Origin of the sequence: Alistipes sp. CAG:29 (assembly GCF_000435435.1) — a bacterium.
GTDB classification, from domain to species: Bacteria; Bacteroidota; Bacteroidia; order Bacteroidales; family Rikenellaceae; genus Alistipes; species Alistipes onderdonkii.
This window is the reverse complement of sequence record NZ_FR893449.1, coordinates 76,641-96,458: the sequence shown is the minus strand read 5'-3', so window position 1 is coordinate 96,458 and position 19,818 is coordinate 76,641. Positions and strand designations below refer to the sequence as shown.

At 58.6% G+C, this 19,818-nt stretch carries 15 protein-coding genes; all 15 read left to right on the top strand.

The genetic code is table 11. From position 1 onward, the window contains the following. The first annotated feature begins 520 nt into the window (after positions 1-520). The gene (locus QVP03_RS05230; RefSeq protein ID WP_022332513.1) at positions 521-3,460 is read left to right on the top strand and encodes a fibronectin type III domain-containing protein; all 2,940 of its coding nucleotides are present in this window, start codon (positions 521-523) and stop codon (positions 3,458-3,460) included. Between the two features lie 238 nt (positions 3,461-3,698). Further along, positions 3,699-5,039, top strand: a complete 1,341-nt coding sequence (locus QVP03_RS05225) for a sn-glycerol-1-phosphate dehydrogenase (protein WP_022332512.1) — start codon at positions 3,699-3,701, stop codon at positions 5,037-5,039. Positions 5,040-5,078: 39 nt separating this feature from the next. Next, positions 5,079-6,533, top strand: a complete 1,455-nt coding sequence (locus tag QVP03_RS05220; protein WP_022332511.1) for an MFS transporter — start codon at positions 5,079-5,081, stop codon at positions 6,531-6,533. 143 nt (positions 6,534-6,676) lie between these two features. Next, the gene (locus QVP03_RS05215) at positions 6,677-7,450 is read left to right on the top strand and encodes a DeoR/GlpR family DNA-binding transcription regulator (RefSeq protein WP_022332510.1); all 774 of its coding nucleotides are present in this window, start codon (positions 6,677-6,679) and stop codon (positions 7,448-7,450) included. Between the two features lie 316 nt (positions 7,451-7,766). Beyond that, positions 7,767-9,038, top strand: a complete 1,272-nt coding sequence (locus QVP03_RS05210; RefSeq protein ID WP_022332509.1) for a dihydroorotase — start codon at positions 7,767-7,769, stop codon at positions 9,036-9,038. Between the two features lie 2 nt (positions 9,039-9,040). Next, a complete protein-coding gene (carA, locus tag QVP03_RS05205; protein ID WP_022332508.1) occupies positions 9,041-10,132 on the top strand; it encodes a glutamine-hydrolyzing carbamoyl-phosphate synthase small subunit in 1,092 nt (363 codons plus the stop codon). Beyond that, positions 10,125-13,307, top strand: coding sequence for a carbamoyl-phosphate synthase large subunit (gene carB, locus QVP03_RS05200; RefSeq protein WP_022332507.1), 3,183 nt, complete (start codon positions 10,125-10,127; stop codon positions 13,305-13,307). Before carA ends, carB begins: the two co-directional genes overlap by 8 nt. A gap of 45 nt (positions 13,308-13,352) precedes the next feature. Further along, entirely contained in the window at positions 13,353-14,093 is a 741-nt protein-coding gene (locus QVP03_RS05195) for a dihydroorotate dehydrogenase electron transfer subunit (protein ID WP_018695082.1), read from the top strand. Continuing rightward, entirely contained in the window at positions 14,087-15,046 is a 960-nt protein-coding gene (locus QVP03_RS05190; RefSeq protein WP_022332506.1) for a dihydroorotate dehydrogenase, read from the top strand. The genes QVP03_RS05195 and QVP03_RS05190 overlap by 7 nt, the downstream gene beginning before the upstream one ends. 17 nt (positions 15,047-15,063) lie before the next feature. Further along, entirely contained in the window at positions 15,064-15,768 is a 705-nt protein-coding gene (gene pyrF, locus QVP03_RS05185) for an orotidine-5'-phosphate decarboxylase (RefSeq protein WP_022332505.1), read from the top strand. 31 nt (positions 15,769-15,799) lie between these two features. After that, positions 15,800-16,060 (top strand): glutaredoxin family protein, encoded by a 261-nt coding sequence (locus tag QVP03_RS05180; protein ID WP_022332504.1) that lies wholly within the window; start codon positions 15,800-15,802, stop codon positions 16,058-16,060. A 52-nt stretch (positions 16,061-16,112) separates the two neighbouring features. Beyond that, entirely contained in the window at positions 16,113-17,216 is a 1,104-nt protein-coding gene (locus tag QVP03_RS05175) for a S41 family peptidase (RefSeq protein WP_256166228.1), read from the top strand. 2 nt (positions 17,217-17,218) lie between these two features. Next, complete coding sequence (pyrE, locus tag QVP03_RS05170) at positions 17,219-17,851, top strand: orotate phosphoribosyltransferase (protein ID WP_022332502.1); 633 nt, start codon at positions 17,219-17,221, stop codon at positions 17,849-17,851. Positions 17,852-17,990: 139 nt separating this feature from the next. Next, positions 17,991-19,076 carry an aspartate carbamoyltransferase gene (pyrB, locus tag QVP03_RS05165; protein ID WP_022332501.1) on the top strand — a complete coding sequence of 362 codons (1,086 nt, stop codon included), beginning with the start codon at positions 17,991-17,993 and terminating at the stop codon, positions 19,074-19,076. Positions 19,077-19,326: 250 nt separating this feature from the next. Next, positions 19,327-19,818: RNA polymerase sigma-70 factor (locus QVP03_RS05160; protein ID WP_288210654.1), on the top strand; the 492-nt coding region annotated here is incomplete at its 3' end.

Here is a 19,818-nt window from a genome sequence, read left to right as displayed (position 1 = left end):
GAGAGTGTGAAAAAAAGTAGTTAGGTTTTCGCGTGTGTCAGGTTTGTGTGTTTTAATTATTTAATAAATAAGGTTCTTCTAATTTTGCTTTCAAATATATGTTTTTATTTTCTTTCATGCAACTATTTGGTTTGAAAACTTTGCAAAAAGAATAGTAAAAATTATGTAGGTTTGGGGTGTTTTTATATTTATATATTGTAAATACCTTAAAATCAATTATTAGTGTTTGTATTTTGTTAGTCTTGATTCGTGTTGCCTTATTATTGTCTTTTGTGTGGCAAAGCTCGTTTATTGATGTTTCATGCGTGTTAAAAACTATTTAAATAATCACTAAAGGAAACAATTTGTGTTGCAATAGTGTTTTTAAGGTGCGAAAATTTGCAAAAAAGAAAAAATGTGCTTATGTTTGTCCTGCAAGTTGTTCCGACATATCTCTTGAGAGTAAGGACGCGCCCCGAGGCGTATCCGCTTTGCTATTTTCGGTAATAGTTATTACTCTAATCAAAATGTTATGAAACTTATGAAAAATTGGATAAAGACGATGCTCTTCGTGTCGGCCCTCTGTCTGGCGGCTTGCTCCGACGATCCGGATGTGGCTCCGCTCAAACGGGATACCGATGCCGTCGAGCTGACGTACAATTCAGGCGCCACGACCCAGATCTCGGTACGCTATGCCGGTTCGTGGTCGGCGCGTGTCGAGTGTACGGACGGAAGCGGGGCTCCGGTGAACAACTGGTTCTCCGTCTCTCCGGACAATGGTGTCGGTAACGGACGCGATTACCAGTGGGTGACCGTTACGGCCGAGCGTAATCCCGGCGACAAACGTACGGGATACATTTATCTGAAACCGGCCAACGGTGAGGAGATCAAGATCGAGGTCGCACAGGCCGACGGTCATTTCTCGGTGAACGACCCCGTGATTTCGGGGACGCTCAAGTCCAATACGGAATCCGCCGCAATGCTCGAAATCGCCTATGACAAGGCTTTCGGCGAAGAGATGGTGGAAATCGAAGCCACGCTCGACGGCCTTGCCGCCGAGGGGCTCGGCATCAGCAGCCCCTATCAGTCTGTGATCGAGCACGAAGGTAGCGGTACGATTTCGGTGCCTATCACCGGTGTGCCCGTGACGCTGGGTGAGGTGGTGTGCCATGTGACTTTCAAACTCGACGGGGTCGTGAAATTCCAGGGCGATGTTTCGGGGAACGTAAGTTCGTCGAACGAAGTGTTCGGCATGGGCTTCGACCTGTTCAAATGGGGCGGCGATTACCCGAACAACAAGAAGGGCCCCGGCCCGAACGGAAAGGACGGCGCCGGCAAGGAGTTCGATGGCACGGAGCCTGCGGAACCCGATGTGATTTCGGCGGGATCCGACGGTACGAGCGACGTTTTCAACACGATGGGCGAGACCTACCGCATCAACCGCGGCGTTGAAAAGTGGTCGGGCTTGCGTGTATATGAGCACCCGGGTTATGTGAAGCTGGGGGTTACGGCCAATGGCGGCTGGATCATGACGCCGGAGCTCGAAAGCCTTTCGGCGGCACCCGAGACCGTGTCGGTTTCGATCGACTTCCTGCGTTTCGATAACGAAACGGGTACCTACATCGTTTCTGCCGAGGGTGCCGGAGTCGTAACCAACGGCGAAGTGAACAATACCGTGCTCCCGGCACAGACTTCGGCTGCCGGCCGCAAATGGAAGACGCTGACCTTTACCGTTCAGGACGCTACCAACAAGACGCGCATCAAGATCGAGGCGCAGACCTATAACGAAAAGGGGTACCGTATCAATATCGACAATATCGTCGTTATGGCTGCCGACAAGACGGAGGTGACCGAGAAACTGCCGGCCCCCGAGCTTGAAAAGATTACCTATACGCCCGCCAAGACTTCCGTCGCATTTGCGTGGGAAGGCGTGAAGGGGGCGACCTCCTATGAAGCTTCCGTGGCGCAGCAAACGCGTCCCGACTTCAGGAAAACCGTCGAGACGGAGGATTCGAACTGCGAGTTCGCCGATCTGGAACCCGGCCTTTATATCTTTACCGTCAGGGCGCTTTACGCCGGGAATGCGGAATTCAATTCCGACCCGACGCAGAAGGTCGTGGGGACTTTGGGCTTTGCGGCTGAAAAATTAGCGACGCCAACAGAATTGGCGGCTGCCGACGTGACCTCCTCGGGGGCCAAGATCAGCTGGGCCGAAGTGAGCGGCGCCGCCAATTACCGGGTCGTGGTCAAAACGACGTCCGATGGGCAGGAGGTTGCCTCGACGATCGTTGGCGCCACCAGCTATACGGCTGCCGGGCTCAAGGCCGGTACGGATTATGCGGTTTTGGTTCAGGCGCTTGTCGGCGACGGCTCCGTGGCGAATGAATTCGATTCGGACGTGGTGGCGGTTCAGTTCGTGACCACCGATCCTGTGCCTATGATTGCTCCCTCTGCGCGGATTTACGCGAAGACACACGGCCTTGCCGTGCTGGAGTGGGAGCTGTCCGCCGCAGCGTTGGAGCAGCAGCCCGTAGGGTCGACCGATACCTATGATTTCCGGGTGAAGGATGCCGGCGGGAATGTGATCCGGTCGATCGAGAACTTCTCGAAATTCAATTTTACGAAGTATAAATATTACCGGCTCGTGTGGGGTGGGCTGACGCCCGGGGCGACCTATACACTGGAGCTCCGCCGCAAGTCGACGGCGAATAAGGAGGCGCTTCTCGATTCCGAGTGGGCTTCGGCTTCCGTTACGACCGACGCGGCTCCCGACAAGTCCGGATACCTCCTGTATAAGGACTTCGAGAATCTTCCCGGAGGCGGTCAGCCCTTCTATGGTGCCTACGGCTTCAGCCTGGGCAGCACGACCGATTTTTCCGATCCGGATAAGATATTGATTACGACGGGCGATGCGAACTCCATATATTGCCAGGGCGTGAAGGATAATGACTCTTATTTCAGTGCATACCTGCCCGAGTGGGATCGTGCGGATTGGATGGCCAACAGTTCCAATATCGGGCTTGCCGCCGGATATATGAAATTCGGTGGCGGCAAGAAGCCCGCATGGCTGACTTTGCCGAAACTGTCCTCGTTGTCCGGCGCTACGGAGATCGAGCTGGAATTCGATGCGTGTCCCTATTACGAGCCTAGTACGAAGGGGGATATGATGGCACCCTCGAACACCGACATTATGGAGTATTTCGGGGTGACGGTGACCGGAGCGACGATCGTGAGCGTAACGGGCGAGACCTCGGCCGATGCCGTTATCAGCGACGGCGGTGCCACGGTGACTTTACGTAACGTGCTTGTGGATAAAATGATCGAGGAGGGGCTGAAGGATACGTATCGCTATACGAATCACAAAGTGAAGATCACCGGTGTTACGGCCGATACGCGCATTAAAATCTATTCGGCTCTTGATAAAGATGGTGAAAACCATCGTATGTGGCTGGATAATCTGAAAGTTAAGAAGGTTAATTAGTTTTGGTGGATATGGTGAACCGGGGGCTGCGGGTGTCTGCAGTCCCTGGTTTTTATCGACATTGGAGATTAAAAAGAAAAGAAAAAGATAGCTATTTGTTGGTATTTTGTTTTCTTATATTGCATAATAAAGTAAAATATGTTAACTTTGAGGCATGAAAGGGAAAATTCTTGCGTCTTTATTTTGCTTTAGGATGGCTTATCCCCTTTTCCGGATGGTAATAAATTAATTTCGTACTATGAATAAAGTAGAAAGTGCCCTGTCGCGCACGACCGACACCAAGGCGTTGGTGATCGGAACCGATACCCTTCCGCAGGTTGCGGAAATGTTCAGAAAACTTTTCCCGGATAAGCGGGCGCTTGTTGTGGCCGATGCCAATACATGGCGCGTGGCCGGCGATGACGTGCATAAGATACTGGCCGGAGCGGGTGTCGCGCAGGATGAACCATATGTCTTTACCGACCCGAAGCTCTATGCCGAATGGGCGTATGTCGGGGAGCTGGATACCGTGCTTGCCGAGACCGATGCCGTGCCCGTAGCCGTCGGTTCGGGGGTGATCAACGACCTGACGAAACTCTGTTCCAGCCATAACGGACGCCGTTACATGGTCGTGGGTACGGCCGCTTCGATGGACGGTTATACGGCCTACGGGGCTTCGATCACCAAGGACGGCAACAAGCAGACTTTCGATTGCCCGGCGCCGCTGGGGATGGTGCTCGACCCGAACATCGCTGCGGCTGCGCCTGCGAAGCTCTCCGCCTCGGGCTATGCCGACCTGATTGCCAAGATCCCGGCCGGTGCCGACTGGATGCTGGCCGACGCCGTGGGGTCGGAGTTGATGGACGACTTCGCATTCTCGGTGGTGCAGGACGGCCTGAAAGAGGCGCTCTGCGACCCGGCGGGCGTACATGCGGGGAATGTCGTCAAAGTGGAACAGCTGGCCGAAGGGTTGCTGCTGAGCGGTTTTGCGATGCAGGCAACCCAGTCGAGCCGACCCGCGTCGGGAGCCGAACACCAGTTCAGCCACCTGTGGGACATGGAACACCTCAAATACAACGGGGCATCCGTTTCGCACGGGTTCAAGGTGGGCATAGGTACGCTTGCGTCGACGGCATTCCTCGAAATGCTGCTCGAAGCTCCGGTCGGGGAACTCGACGTCGAAAAGTGCGTCGCAGCCTGGAAATCATGGGAGGAGACCGAGGCGGACATTCGCCGGATCTTCGATAACGACCCCGAATTCGTGGCCCGCGGGTTGGTGGAGACCAAGGGTAAATACGTCGATAAGGAGGGGTTGTGCAGGCAGTTGCAGCGCCTGAAGAAAGCATGGCCCGAGCTGAGCGTGCGTATCCGCCGGCAGATCATCCCGTTCGGGGAAGTCCGCCGCCGCCTCGAGCTGGTCGGTGCGCCCTACGAACCCGAGCAGATCGGCGTCTCACGTGCCAGGTTCCGGGCAAGTTTCGAAAAAATACCTTACATGCGCAGTCGTTTCACGGTCATCGACGTCGCTTTCCGTTGCGGTTGGATGGAACAATGGCTCGATAAACTTTTCGGGAAAGGCGGAATTTGGGAAATAAAGTAGTATATTTGCAAACTGAAACTACTAAACTTTCATTCCGAAATGACTCCTGAACAAACCAAACGCTTCAAGTATTGGCAGACGCGTACCATCATCGCCACGATGGTGGGTTATGCGCTCTTTTACTTCGTGCGTAAAAACTTCTCGCTGGCGATGCCCGGCCTGGAGGCCGACCTGGGGATCTCGAAAACCAGCCTGGGTATTTTCCTGACCCTGAACGGTGTGGTCTACGGGCTTTCGCGTTTCGTGAACGGTATCCTGGCCGACCGCATGAACGCCCGCTGGTACATGGCCATCGGGCTCGCGCTCTGTGCGCTGGCCAACTTCGCCTTCGGATTCGGCGAGGATGTCTCCTACTGGATCACGGGGCAGCACGACGGTTCGCAGTTCACCAATACGATGATCCTCTTCATGGGGATCATGTGGGTGATAAACGGCATGTTGCAGGGGACGGGATTCCCTCCCTGTGCGCGTCTGCTGACCCACTGGATTCCGCCTACGGAGCTGGCGACCAAGATGTCTGTGTGGAATACCTCGCATTCGATCGGTGCGGGCCTCGTGGTGATCCTCTGCGGTTACATCATGGGTACCGTGGGCATGAACATGACGGCCGACCCCGACGCCGTGGCGACGATCGCCGCCAATCTGGGCGTTGCGCCCGACGATGCTGCCGGGATGGAGCGCGTCATGGCTTCGGCGACGCATGTTGGGGCCTGGAAATGGTGTTTCTGGGTGCCTTCGGCCATCGCATTCGCCGGGGCGATCGGATTGGTCGTCTTCCTGCGCGATACGCCCTCTTCGGTCGGGCTTCCCGAACTGGAAGGCACCGAGGTGAAGGAGGTGAAAAAGGAGACGAAGAGTGCCGAGCACCGCGCTTTCCTGATGAAGCATGTGTTCAGGAACCCGCTGATCTGGATCCTGGGCTTCGCCAATTTCTTCGTATATATCGTCCGTTTCTCGGTGCTCGACTGGGGGCCTTCGCTGCTGAGCCAGTCGAAGGGTGTCAGCATGTCGCATGCCGGGTGGCTCGTGGCGATGTTCGAAATCGCCGGTATCGTCGGCATGTTGTTCGCCGGCTGGGCTACGGACAAATGGCTCAGGGGCCGTGCGCACCGTACCTGCGTGTTCTGTATGGCCGGCGCTGCGCTGTTCGTGTTCCTGTTCTGGCAGCTGCCCGCCGATGCTCCCGTGTGGTTGCTTTTCCTCACGCTGTGTGCCGCCGGGTTCTGCATCTACGGCCCGCAGGCGCTGATCGGCATCGCAGCCGCGAACCAGGCCACGAAAAAGGCCGCTGCGACGGCCAACGGGCTTACCGGCCTGTTCGGTTATGCCAGCACGGTCGTTTCGGGCGTGGGGCTGGGCTTCGTGGCGCAGCATTACGGTTGGAACTGGGCTTATGTCGGTATTATCGGCGTAGCCATCGTCGGTATGCTGGTCTTCCTGATGATGTGGGGGGCGCGTGCCGACGGTTACGATGCCGAACCGGAACGGAATTAAACAGTATGTTCCTATTTTAGATGATGATACGGGTCTTGCGATCCGGGAGTGTCCGAACCGGAGCGCGGTTTCGGACACTTTTTTTGATAAAAGCGAAAAAATAACTATATTTGCTCCAATAACTGCTAAAAAGACAGAGAGATATGCTGAGCATTGCCGAACGACACAAATATATCCTCGACAAACTGAACAAATATGGTTTCGTGCGCATCACCGACGTGGCGAACGAGCTGGGGGTTACGAAGGTAACGATCCGCAAGGATGTGAAAATCCTGGAGAGCAAAGGGCTGCTTTACAAGGTACACGGCAGCGCCCGTCCCGCCAATCCCCATGTCGCCGACCTCGACGTGCATGTCAAGGACAATATCAACCGCGATGCCAAGCGCCTCATCGCGCAGCGCGCCGTGGAGTTGTTGGATGATAACGATTCGATCATCATCGCATCGGGGTCTACGATCTATTCTTTCGCCGAGGAGATCAAGATGCGCCAGTGGCACCATCTGAACATCGTCACGCCGTTCCTGCGGCTGGGCGTGCTGCTCAACGAGGCGGAGAATGTCAATGTCGTGCAGCTGGGCGGTACGGTGCACAAGAAGTCGCTTTCGGTGCTGGGCGAGGAGGCCTCGCGGTCGCTGGACGACTGCATCTGCTCGAAACTCTTTTTCGGGGTGGACGGCATCGACCTCGAACACGGCATCACCACCTCGACGCTCGACGAGGCGAAACTCACGCGCAAGATGATGAAGGCCTCGTCGCAGAATATCGTGCTGGCCGACTCGTCGAAATTCGGGCAGCGCGGCTTCGGACGCATCTGTGCGTTGGAGGATATCGACGTGATCATCACGGACGACGGGATTCCTGAACAGATGGTCACCATCGTCGAAGAGGCGGGCGTCGACCTGATTATCGTCAGATAACGCTACCCGGGGAGGGAAGCTTATTCCGGATTACAGAGCCGTTACGGGGCGGTTGGCGTTTCCGGCGGCGGGGATCGGTGTGGATTATTTGTTGAAAATTTTCCGGCTAAATTTTGCATGCCCGGCAAAAAAGCCCTACCTTTGTGCACAATTATAGTGATCCCGAGAACCTATGAATTGTAAACCCAGCATATTGTCGGCGCAGGCTTCCTGGCAGCAAGACTATTGGTCGGGCGACGTATTTCCTCCGGTTTTCGGCGATTTTGTTTTATTAGGGTAACTGTTTCAGTTGCCCTATTTTTTTACGCTTACGCAGATGAAAACACTTTATACCAATGCCGTAGTTTATGACGGCGGTCGTTTTGCGGCCGGGGAGTTTGCCGTCGACGGGGGGTGTGTCGTGCCCGCCGGGGGCGTTGCCGACCGGGTCGTAGACCTCGGAGGGCGCCACGTGGTGCCGGGGCTTGTCGACGTGCATGTCCACTTGCGCGAACCGGGGTTTTCGCAGAAGGAGACCATTGCGACGGGTACGGCGGCCGCGGCCCGCGGAGGCTATACGACGGTATGTTCGATGCCGAACCTGAACCCTGCGCCCGACACTCCGCAGACGCTCCGTGCGCAGACCGACATCATCCGCCGCGATGCCGTCGTGCGCGTAGTTCCCTACGGCTGCATCACGATGGGGCAGCGCGGCTGCGGCCGGCTGGTCGATTTTGCGGCGCTGGCGCCCGAGGTCGTCGGCTTTTCGGACGATGGACGCGGCGTGCAGTCGGAAGGCCTGATGGAAGAGGCGATGCGCCGCGCTGCACAGGTGGGGAAGCCGGTCGTGGCGCACTGCGAGGTCGATGACCTGCTGCGGGGCGGCTATATCCACGACGGGGAGTACTGCCGTGCGCACGGGCATAAGGGCATCTGTTCGGAAAGCGAGTGGCGGCAGGTGGAACGTGACATCGCGCTCGCGGAAAAGACCGGCTGCCAGTACCATGTCTGCCATGTGTCGACCCGTGAGAGCGTCGAACTGGTACGTCGCGCCAAGGACAGGGGCCTGCGCGTGAGTTGCGAGACGGCCCCGCACTACCTGTTGCTTTGCGACGAGGATCTGCAGGAGGACGGGCGGTTCAAGATGAACCCGCCGCTGCGCAGCCGCGCTGACCGCGATGCCCTGCTTGCGGGGATCACGGACGGCACGATCGAGGTGATCGCCACGGATCATGCGCCCCATACCGCCGCGGAGAAGTCGCGCGGCTTGGCCGCAAGCGCCATGGGGGTCGTGGGGTTGGAGTGTGCTTTCCCGCTGTTATATAAATATATGGTGTTGCCTGGCATCGTCACGCTCGAAAAGCTGGTCGCGCTGATGGCTGTCAATCCCCGCCGGATATTCGGCCTGGGCGGCGGGTTGCATGTCGGCGACCAGGCCGACTTTACGGTGCTGGATCTCGATGCACGGTACAGGGTCGACCCTGCGACGTTCCTTTCGATGGGCCGGGCGACCCCGTTCGCAGGCTGGGAAGTACAGGGCCGTGCGGCGATGACCGTCGTGGGCGGCAGGGAAGTGTTTAGAGACGAAACGATGAAAACCAATAGATAAGAATGAAACCATTTACGAAGAAAATTGTGCTGGAAAACGGCCGGGAGTTCTACGGTTACGGCTTCGGTGCCGACCGAGAGGCTATCAACGAGATCGTCTTCAATACCTCGATGGTGGGGTATCAGGAGATCATGTCAGATCCCTCCTACACGGATCAGATGGTCGTGATGACCTATCCGCTCATCGGAAACTACGGTATGGCCGATGAGGATTACGAAACGAAGAACCCGACCATCGGCGGTATGATCGTGCGCGAGTATAACGACTCGCCGTCGAATTTCCGGTATACGAAAACCCTGAACGAGGTGTTTGAGGAGTACGGCATCCCGGCGATCTGGGGCGTAGATACCCGCACGCTGACGCGCATTATCCGCAACGAGGGCAGCCAGAAGGTCATCGTCACCGATGCCGCCACGCCCCGTGAGGAAGCGATGCGCAAGCTCGCCGGGTATTGCCTGCCGCACGATATGGTTTCACGTGTGAGCTGCAAAAAACGCTGGATGTCGCGCGTTCCCAACCACAAGTACGACGTGGTGGCCGTCGACTGCGGCATCAAGCACAATATCATCCGCCAGCTCAACCGCGTGGGCTGCAACGTGACCATCGTGCCCTACGACTCGACGGTCGAGGAGATCATGGCCTTCCATCCCGACGGCATCGTGTTGTCGAACGGCCCAGGCAACCCCGAGGATGTGACGCCGGTGATCGGGCTGGTCAGGCAACTGCGCGGCAAACTGCCGATTTTCGGCATCTGCATGGGGCACCAGCTCATATCGCTGGCCTATGGCGCCAAGACCGTGAAGATGAAATTCGGCCACCGCGGCGGGAACCACCCCGTGAAAAATCTGGAGACGGGACGGATCGAGATCACGAGCCAGAACCACAGCTATGCCGTGGACATCGACTCGCTGGCCGCCACCGGCCTCAGGCTGACGCACGTAAACCTGCTCGACGGCACGGCCGAGGGCGTGGAGTGCGCCGAGGACGGCGTCTTTTCGATGCAGTACCACCCCGAGAGTGCCTCGGGCCCGCAGGATAGCGGCTATTTGTTCAAGAAGTTTACCAAAATAATGGAGGAGCGTAAAAATGCCTAAGAGAAAAGATATAAACAAGGTAATGGTCATCGGTTCCGGCCCGATCGTCATCGGCCAGGCCGCGGAATTCGATTATGCGGGTACGCAGGCGTGTCTCGCACTCAAGGAGGAGGGATACGAGGTAATCCTGGTGAATTCCAACCCTGCGACGATCATGACCGATACGCATATCGCAGACAAGGTCTACATGGAACCCCTGACGCTCGAATACGTGGCCAAGATCATCCGTTTCGAGCGTCCCGACGCCATCGTGCCGGGGCTGGGCGGACAGACGGGCCTGAACCTTGCGGTGCAACTTGCCAAGAAGGGTATCCTGAAAGAGTGCCAGGTCGAGATCCTGGGCACCTCGTTCGAGTCGATCGAACGCGCCGAAGACCGCGAACTTTTCAAGGAGCTGTGCGAGTCGCTGGGCGAACCGGTGATCGAATCTAAAATCGCCATGTCGGTCGAGGAGGCCGTGGAGGTCGCCGCCCAGATCGGCTATCCCGTCGTGCTGCGTCCCGCCTATACGCTGGGCGGTACGGGCGGCGGATTCGTCGACAACGAGGAGCAGCTGCGCGAAATGATGCGCCACGCCCTGTTCCTTTCGCCCGTGCACCAGGTGCTCGTCGAGAAGAGCATCAAGGGCTACAAGGAGATCGAGTTCGAGGTGATGCGCGACCATAACGACACGGCCATCAGCATCTGCTGCATGGAGAATATCGACCCCGTGGGCGTGCATACGGGCGACTCGATCGTCGTGGCGCCGTGCCAGACGCTTACCAACAAGGAGTTCCAGATGCTGCGCGACTCGGCGCTGAAGATTATCCGCGAGCTGAAGATCGAGGGCGGTTGCAACGTGCAGTTCGCACTCGACCCCCTGTCGTTCAAATACTACCTGATCGAGGTGAACCCCCGCGTGTCGCGCTCGTCGGCCCTGGCGTCGAAGGCCAGCGGCTATCCGATCGCGCGTGTGACGGCCAAGGTCGCCGTAGGGCTTACGCTCGACGAGATCATGCTGGCCAATACGCCCGCCAGCTTCGAGCCGACGCTCGATTACGTGGTCACCAAAGTCGCCCGCTTCCCGTTCGACAAGTTCAGCGATGCGTCGAACAAGCTGGGTACGCAGATGAAGGCCACGGGCGAGGTGATGTCCATCGGCCGCACGATGGAGGAAAGCCTCCTGAAGGCGCTGCGCTCGCTCGAAACGGGTGTCTGCCATATCTACCACAAGAAATTCGACGGCTGGTCGGACGTGCAGCTGCTGGAATACATCAAGGACGCTACGGACGACCGCCTCTATGCCATCGCGCAGCTGATCCGCAACGGCATCGACCTGGTGCTGATCTACGACAATACGAAGATCGACATGTTCTTCCTCGAAAAGTTCAAGAACATCGTCGAATTCGAACGCGAGGTGAAAGCGCACCCGATGGATGTCGAAACCCTGCGCGACGCCAAGCGCATGGGGTTCAGCGACAAGTTCATCGGCCAGTTGTGGGGCATCTCGCAGCAGGACGTATACCGGCTGCGCGAAAAGAACGGCCTCTTCCCCGTCTACAAGATGATCGACACCTGTGCCAGCGAATTCAGCTCCTATGTGCCCTATTTCTACTCGACTTACGAGGACGAGAACGAGTCGGTTGTGAGCGATAAGGAGAAGATCGTGGTGCTCGGCTCGGGCCCGATCCGTATCGGCCAGGGCGTTGAGTTCGACTACTCGACCGTGCATGCCATCTGGTCGATCCGCGAGGCCGGTTACGAGGCGATTATCATCAACAACAACCCCGAAACCGTGTCGACGGACTACACTACCAGCGACAAGCTCTATTTCGAACCGCTGATGGTCGAGGACGTGATGAACGTCATCCACCTCGAAAAACCGAAGGCGATCGTCGTGTCGCTCGGCGGACAGACGGCCATCAACCTGGCCGAGCCGCTGGCGCAGCTGGGCGTGCCCATTATCGGTACCGATACGCAGGCGATCAAGAACGCCGAAGATCGCGGTTGCTTCGAGAAGATCATGGAAGAGCTGCGCATCCCGCAGCCCGAGGCCGAGGCCGTCACCGACATCGAGACCGGCGTGAAGGCCGCCGCCCGCATCGGCTACCCGGTGCTGGTGCGTCCGAGCTATGTGCTCGGAGGCCGTGCCATGCAGATCGTTTCGAACGAGGAGCGCCTGCGCCACTACCTGCAGACGGCCGTCGAGGTCAACGAGGATTCGCCGGTGCTGGTCGACCGCTATATCATGGGTAAGGAGCTGGAGGTGGACGCCATCTGCGACGGCAAGGACGTCTTCATCCCCGGCATCATGGAACATGTGGAGCGTACGGGTATCCATTCGGGCGACTCGATCAGCGTCTATCCGACCTTCAGCGTCAGCCAGAAGGCCAAGGACAAGATCATCGGCTATACGGTCAAACTCGGCCTGAGGATCGGCATCGTCGGCCTCTATAACATCCAGTTCATCCTCGACGAAAACGACGAGGTCTATGTCATCGAGGTCAACCCGCGTTCGTCGCGTACCGTGCCGTTCCTTTCCAAGTCGACGGGCGTGCCCATGGCGCACATCGCCACGCAGGTCATCCTGGGCAAGACGCTCCGCGAGCTGGGCATCACCGAAGTCTACGGCAAGGAGAAGAAACGCTGGTACGTCAAGGCCCCGGCTTTCTCGTTCGCCAAGATCCGCGGTATGGATTCGTACCTGTCGCCCGAGATGAAGTCCACGGGCGAGGCGATCGGCTACGACGACAAACTCACCCGCGCGCTTTACAAGGCGTTGCAGGCCACGGGCATGAACGTCTCCAACTACGGTACGATCTTCGTCACGATCGCCGACCACGACAAGGAGCAGGCGCTGCCCCTCGTGCGGCGTTTCTACGACCTGGGCTTCAACATCGAGGCCACGACCGGGACGGCCGAGTTCCTGCGCAACCACGGCATCCGTACCCGTACGCGCCGCAAGCTGAGCGAAGGCAGTTCGGAGATCATCGACTCGCTGCGCCAGGGACATGTGAGCTACGTCATCAACACCATCGACGTCAACCAGCATAACACGCGCCTCGACGGATACGAGATCCGCCGCACGGCCGTCGAGAACAACGTGACGGTATTTACGGCGCTCGAAACGGTGAAGGTGCTGTTGGACGTGCTGGAAGAGATTACGTTCGGGGTTTCGACCATCGACGCGAAGTGATTTCGGGTTTTATGCCGCACCTGCGGCACATCGGGACAGAAAAGCATGTATAAAAAAGGCATCTATAAAATCCTTGCCAACGAACCGCTGACGGCGACCGTATGGCGCATGGTGCTCGGGGGGGATACGCAGTGGATCACTGCCCCCGGGCAGTTCGTCGACATCGCCCTCGAAGGCCGTTACCTGCGCCGTCCGATCTCGGTCTGCGACTACGACGCCACGACGCTCACGCTCATCTACAAGGTGGTGGGCGAGGGAACCGCACAGATGAGCCGTATGGCTGCGGGCGGGGAGCTCGACCTGCTGACGGGGCTCGGCAACGGGTTCGACGTGCACAATGCCGCACAGCGTCCCCTGCTGGTGGGCGGCGGCGTAGGCGTGCCCCCGCTCTACAACCTGGCCAAAGTGCTGCTTGCGGCAGGCAAACGGGTCGGCGTGGTGCTCGGGTTCAATACGGCGGACGAGGTTTTCTATGCCGACGAATTCCGGGCGCTGGGCTGCGACGTCGATCTGGCTACGGCCGACGGTTCGGCGGGTGTCAGGGGGTTCGTCACGACGGCCATCGCCGAGTGCCGCCCCGAGTTCGACTATTTCTATGCCTGCGGGCCGCTGCCGATGCTGCGGGCATTGTGCGACGCCGTGCAGCAGGACGGGCAGCTCTCGTTCGAAGAGCGCATGGGCTGCGGTTTCGGGGCCTGCATGGGCTGTTCGTGCAAAACCAAATACGGGAACAAGCGCATCTGCAAGGAGGGGCCCGTATTAACGAAAGGGGAGGTCATATGGTAAACAAGCAGTTCATCGCACAAAACCGGCCCGCGGAAAAACCCGCCGCGGATATGTCCGTCAGCCTGAGCGGCCTGAGACTGGATAACCCGGTCGTGCCGGCCAGCGGTACGTTCGGGTACGGCAACGAGTTCCGGGATTTTTACGACATCAACATCCTCGGGTCGTTTTCGTTCAAGGGCACCACGCGCGATGCGCGCTTCGGGAACCCCACGCCCCGCATCGCCGAATGTACGGCGGGCATGATCAACGCCGTGGGGTTGCAGAACCCGGGCATCGACGCCGTGATCGCCGAAGAGCTGCCGCGCCTGAAGACTTTTTTCCATAAACCCGTGATCGCCAATATCAGCGGCTTTTCGGTCGAGGAGTACGCCTATTGCTGCGAGCGGATCGACCGCGAGCCGCAGGTCGGCATCATCGAGGTCAACGTCTCGTGCCCCAACGTGCGGCACGGCGGCATGTCGTTCGGCACGTCGCCCGAGTGTGCCGCCGAGGTGACGCGCGCCGTGAAGGCCGTGACGACCAAACCCGTTTACATCAAGCTGTCGCCCAACGTCACGGACATTGTCTCGATCGCCCGGGCGTGCGAGGAGGCGGGTGCCGACGGCATCTGCCTGATAAATACCCTGCTGGGGATGCGGATCGACGTCAGGAAGCGCAAGGCGGTCATCGCCAATACGATGGGAGGCTTTTCGGGTGCCGCAGTCTTCCCCGTGGCCGTGCGGATGGTCTACCAGGTCGCCAAGGCCTGCAAAATACCCGTCATGGGGTGCGGCGGCGTGACGACGGCCCGCGACGTGATCGAGATGATGATGGCCGGCGCTACGGCCGTACAGGTCGGCGCCGCGAACCTGGCGAACCCCTATGCCTCGAAGGAGATCGTCGAGGCGCTGCCTGCCGAGATGCAACGGCTCGGGATCGGGCGGCTGAGCGACATAATCGGAATTGTAGAATGAACGTAAAACCGTACGATATGCAACATGACGTAATTATCGCCTGCGACTTCAAGTCTGCGGAAGATACCTTCGAATTCCTCGACCTGTTCAGGGGCGAGGCACGCAAACCTTTCCTCAAGATCGGCATGGAGCTGTTCTATGCCGAAGGGCCGGAAATCGTGCGTGAGATCAAGCGCCGGGGGCACAAGATTTTCCTCGACCTCAAGCTGCACGACATTCCCAATACGGTGAAGAAAGCGATGGCCGTACTGTCGCGGCTGGATGTGGATATGTGCAACGTCCATGCGGCGGGTACCATCGAGATGATGAAATATGCCCTCGAGGGGCTCACGCGCGAGGACGGTACGCGCCCCCTGCTGATCGCCGTGACACAGCTCACCTCGACCAGCGAGGAGCGTATGCAACAGGAGCTGCTGATCGCATCTTCGATCGGCGACACGATCGTGAAATACGCGCAGAATACCAAGGCCGCAGGGCTTGACGGCGTGGTATGCTCGCCGCTCGAAGCAGGCATGGTACACCAAGCCTGCGGAAAAGAGTTCCTCACAATCACGCCCGGCGTGCGTTTTGCAGACGGTGACGTGGCGGATCAGGTGCGTGTCACCACGCCTGCCCGTGCGCGGGAGATCGGCTCCGACTTCATCGTCGTGGGACGCCCGATCACCGCCGCGGCCGACCCCGTGGCTGCCTATCGCCGTTGTGTGGACGAATTCTGCGGATAATCCGCGAAGTTACTTTTAAACGAGTATAGTTATGAAACCGGTAAAACTTTTCTACCTGAAAAACTGCCCCTTCTGCAAGAAGGCGTTGCGTTACATCGAAGAGGCCAGGGCGGCGCACCCCGAGCTGGCTGCCGTCGGGATCGAGATGATCGAGGAGTCGGAACAGCCCGAGCTGGCCGACACGTTCGACTATTACTACGTGCCGACATTCTATGTCGGCGGCGTGAAGGTGCACGAAGGCGGGGTTTATCCCGAGGAGGTGGAGAAGATTTTACGCTCGGCACTGGAATAACCCTCCGGTCGGGAGACCCGATCCGGGGATCCGATTCATACGAACCTGCCCGATGAAGACCTTGCTGCGAATGTCGCTGGCGGCTGCGGCCGTACTTTGCCTGCTGTCGGCCGGGGCACAAACCCCGGCAGGGGACGCTGTGTCCGATTTCGACTATGCCGTCGATGTCGTGGAACGCGCCTATGCCGGCTATCCGGACAAGACCGCGGGCCGCGAAGCGAAGTACGCCGCACTGAAAGGGCGGCTGCAAAGCGAGATTTCCGGCGACCGTGACGTCTATGATGCCATTGCCGAATACCTCGGCTGGTTCGACGATTCGCACCTCCAAACACCCGGTGCCGAAGCCTACCGGGCTAAGTCGCTGCGCCGCGATACGGACTATGCCGGGCGGATGAAGCGTTACGATCCGCAGTTCATGCACTGCCGCGTGGACGAAGATACGTATTTGATCCGATTCCCGTCGTGCGACCTGACCGATGCCGAAATCGCCGGAGTGCGGGCCGCTGTCGCGGCTTACCGCGCCTCGGGCTGTGAGAACCTTGTCGTCGACATCCGCGGCAATATGGGCGGGAGCGACAATGCCTATGAACCCCTGCTCAAACTGCTTTACGACCACGAAGGTACGGAGGATGCCATGGAGTACCGCGTATCGGATATAGCCATCGCCCACGTCCGGGAGTTTGTCGGGAATACGGAGCGGGGACGCAGGAAGGTTGCGCGTATGGAGCGAACCCCGGCCGGGGAATTTCTCGAAGAGGGCAAAACCTACCGTATCCGTTACGATTCGGTGTCGCCGGTGCCCCGGCGCGCCGCGCTGATCGTCGACGGACGGGTGGCTTCGTCGGGCGAGCAGTTGGTACTCGAAGTACGGGCTTCGAGCCGTCGTACGACCGTCTACGGACAGGACAACACGCTGGGGTGCCTCGACTATTCGAACTGCGAGATACTTTATTTCCCTCGGGACACGGCGCGTTGGATGATCGTGCCCGTCACCCGTTCCAAACGGATTCCCGCAGGGCGCGGCATCGACCGGGAGGGGATCGCTCCCGACGTGCGCATCCCGCTGCCGCTGCCCCGGACGCTCACCGACAACGTTGACCCGTGGGTCGAGTGGGTGGCCGGAGATTTGAAAAAAACCGAAAAAAATGCAAAATAATCATGGAGAAATCAATTGCTAAAGACCTGCTCTCGATCGGCGCGGTATTCCTGCGTCCCGAGCAGCCGTTTACCTGGGCCAGCGGTATCAAGAGCCCGATCTATTGCGACAACCGCCTGACGCTGACGGCGCCTGTCGTGCGCGGACATGTCGAGGCCGGGCTTGCCGGGATAGTCCGCACCAAATTCCCCGGTGCCGAGGTGCTGATGGGCACTTCGACCGCCGGCATCGCCCATGCGGCCATCACGGCGACGATCCTCGACCTGCCGATGGGGTACGTGCGCAGCGGTTCGAAAGACCACGGCCGCGGCAACCGGATCGAAGGCAAACTGGAGAAGGGGCAGAAGGTCGTCGTGATCGAAGACCTGATCTCGACCGGCGGTTCCTGCATCGAGGTGGTGAACGCCCTGCGCGAAGCCGGTGCCGAGGTGCTGGGTGTGGCTTCGATCTTCACCTACGGCATGAAGAAGGGGCTGGAGCGCCTGAAAGAGGCCGATGTGGTCAATTACAGCCTTTCGAACCTCGATGCGCTGGTGGAGGTCGCCGCCGAAGAGGGGTATATCGAGCCCGGGGATAAGGCCCGGCTGCTGAAATTTCGCGACAACCCCTCGGACGAAAGCTGGATGGACAAATAGTTCGCTGCGGCCGCGTATTCCCGGCCGGGCCTTTCCTGCCGTGCGGGGATATGCCCGCACGCAGCCGGGGTGGAACCGCGGGACATACCGGCGCCGATACGGACTACGCAACCCGAAACCGAAAACAGAGAAGAAAAATATGCGACATTTAATCGATCCGACCGACCTGACGGTTGCCGAAACCGAACAGATCGTTGCGCTGGCGGAGGACATCATCGCCAACCGTGCCAAATACAGCGAGGCGTGCAAGGGAAAGAAGCTGGCGACGCTCTTCTACGAGCCCTCGACCCGTACGCGCCTGAGTTTCACCTCGGCCATGATGGAGCTGGGCGGCAGCGTCATCGGTTTCTCGGACGCCAACTCGTCGTCCGTGTCCAAGGGCGAGACCGTGGCCGATACCGTACGTGTGATCCGCTGCTTCGCGGACATCATCGCCATGCGCCACTTCAAGGAGGGGGCGCCGCTCGTGGCCTCGCAGTATGCCGGGGTACCGGTCATCAATGCCGGTGACGGCAGCCACAGCCACCCGACGCAGACGCTGACCGACCTGCTGACGATCAAGCGCGAAAAGGGGCGTTTCGACAACATGACGATCGGCTTCTGCGGCGACCTCAAGTTCGGCCGCACCGTCCATTCGCTCATCAAGGCGCTGTCGCGCTACTCGGGCATCAAGGTCATCCTGATCGCCCCGCAGGAGCTGCGCCTTCCCGACTACATGCTGGCCGAGATGAGCGAGAACTCGAAACTGGAGTTCCGCGAGGTGGAGACCATGGAGGAGGTGATGCCCGAACTGGACGTCCTCTACATGACGCGCGTACAGAAGGAGCGCTTCCTCGATGAGGAGGAGTTCGACCGCGTGAAGAACAGCTTCGTGCTCAACCCCGAGAAACTCGGGACGGCCAAGAAGGATATGATCATCCTGCATCCGCTGCCGCGCGTGAACGAGATCACGCGTGCCGTGGACAACGATTCCCGCGCGGCCTATTTCCGGCAGGTCGAGAACGGTAAGTTCGTGCGTATGGCACTGATCCTGACCCTGCTCCGCTGGGCTGACCGGAACAAACCGTTCGAACGGACTCCGGTTTTCAACGGCGAGTATGTGGTCAACGAGATGGAGTGTTCCAACCGCCGTTGCATCTCCGCGACGGAGGATGTCGACCAATTGTTCTACCGCACGGCCGACGGCACCTGCCGCTGCGCCTACTGCGAGGCCAAAGCCAGGTAACGGGCTGGCAATTCGGGCTGAAAGCTCCCTTTGAGGAGCTTTTTTTATGTCCGGTGCGGAAAAAACGGTTTTTTGTCAGGGATTTCCCGCGCTGGGGTGTTATTATATAAATGGCAGGGATTTATGGAATAAATTCTGTTGCGTTGCCCTACCCGGAGTTTGGCGCTGGCGGGTATGGCCGTTTATTTTTTGCGTTTTTAGGGCGCGGATATTGCACACTTTCCTTATATTTGTTTAAATGAATGAGTGTATGGAGTTGCAATCCGAGACGATTCTGGATCTGAAGGCGTTCAACCGCCTGTTCGGGGAGTACCAACAACGGTTTATCCGTTTCGCGGGCACTTATGTCTCCGATGCAGCCACGGCCGAGGATATCGTCATGGAGAGCTTTATGGCCGCCTGGGAAAAACGCGACATGCTTTCCGCCTCCGCCTTCCCTCCCTACGCGCTCACGATCGTCAAGAACAAATGCCTGAACCATCTGCGTTCGCAGGGCGTCCGCCTGCGTGCCGCCGAGGATATCCACTCCCACGGTGCGCGCATGCTCCGAACCCGCATCTCGACCCTCGAAGCCTGCAACCCCGAGGAACTGTTCAGCGAGGAGGCGCGGCGGCTGGTGAACGAGACGCTGGACAGACTTCCGGAAAAGACCCGCGCGATCTTTATCCGCAGCCGCTTCGACGGCAAAAGCTATAAGGAGATCGCCGCCGAAATGGGCGTTACGGTCAAGAGCGTCGCGCTC

Coding starts and splice junctions, on each gene's coding strand:
- QVP03_RS05230 (WP_022332513.1), top strand. CDS start 521: ATGAAAAATTGGATAAAGACGATGCTCTTCGTGTCGGCCCTCTGTCTG.
- QVP03_RS05225 (WP_022332512.1), top strand. CDS start 3,699: ATGAATAAAGTAGAAAGTGCCCTGTCGCGCACGACCGACACCAAGGCG.
- QVP03_RS05220 (WP_022332511.1), top strand. CDS start 5,079: ATGACTCCTGAACAAACCAAACGCTTCAAGTATTGGCAGACGCGTACC.
- QVP03_RS05215 (WP_022332510.1), top strand. CDS start 6,677: ATGCTGAGCATTGCCGAACGACACAAATATATCCTCGACAAACTGAAC.
- QVP03_RS05210 (WP_022332509.1), top strand. CDS start 7,767: ATGAAAACACTTTATACCAATGCCGTAGTTTATGACGGCGGTCGTTTT.
- carA (WP_022332508.1), top strand. CDS start 9,041: ATGAAACCATTTACGAAGAAAATTGTGCTGGAAAACGGCCGGGAGTTC.
- carB (WP_022332507.1), top strand. CDS start 10,125: ATGCCTAAGAGAAAAGATATAAACAAGGTAATGGTCATCGGTTCCGGC.
- QVP03_RS05195 (WP_018695082.1), top strand. CDS start 13,353: ATGTATAAAAAAGGCATCTATAAAATCCTTGCCAACGAACCGCTGACG.
- QVP03_RS05190 (WP_022332506.1), top strand. CDS start 14,087: ATGGTAAACAAGCAGTTCATCGCACAAAACCGGCCCGCGGAAAAACCC.
- pyrF (WP_022332505.1), top strand. CDS start 15,064: ATGCAACATGACGTAATTATCGCCTGCGACTTCAAGTCTGCGGAAGAT.
- QVP03_RS05180 (WP_022332504.1), top strand. CDS start 15,800: ATGAAACCGGTAAAACTTTTCTACCTGAAAAACTGCCCCTTCTGCAAG.
- QVP03_RS05175 (WP_256166228.1), top strand. CDS start 16,113: ATGAAGACCTTGCTGCGAATGTCGCTGGCGGCTGCGGCCGTACTTTGC.
- pyrE (WP_022332502.1), top strand. CDS start 17,219: ATGGAGAAATCAATTGCTAAAGACCTGCTCTCGATCGGCGCGGTATTC.
- pyrB (WP_022332501.1), top strand. CDS start 17,991: ATGCGACATTTAATCGATCCGACCGACCTGACGGTTGCCGAAACCGAA.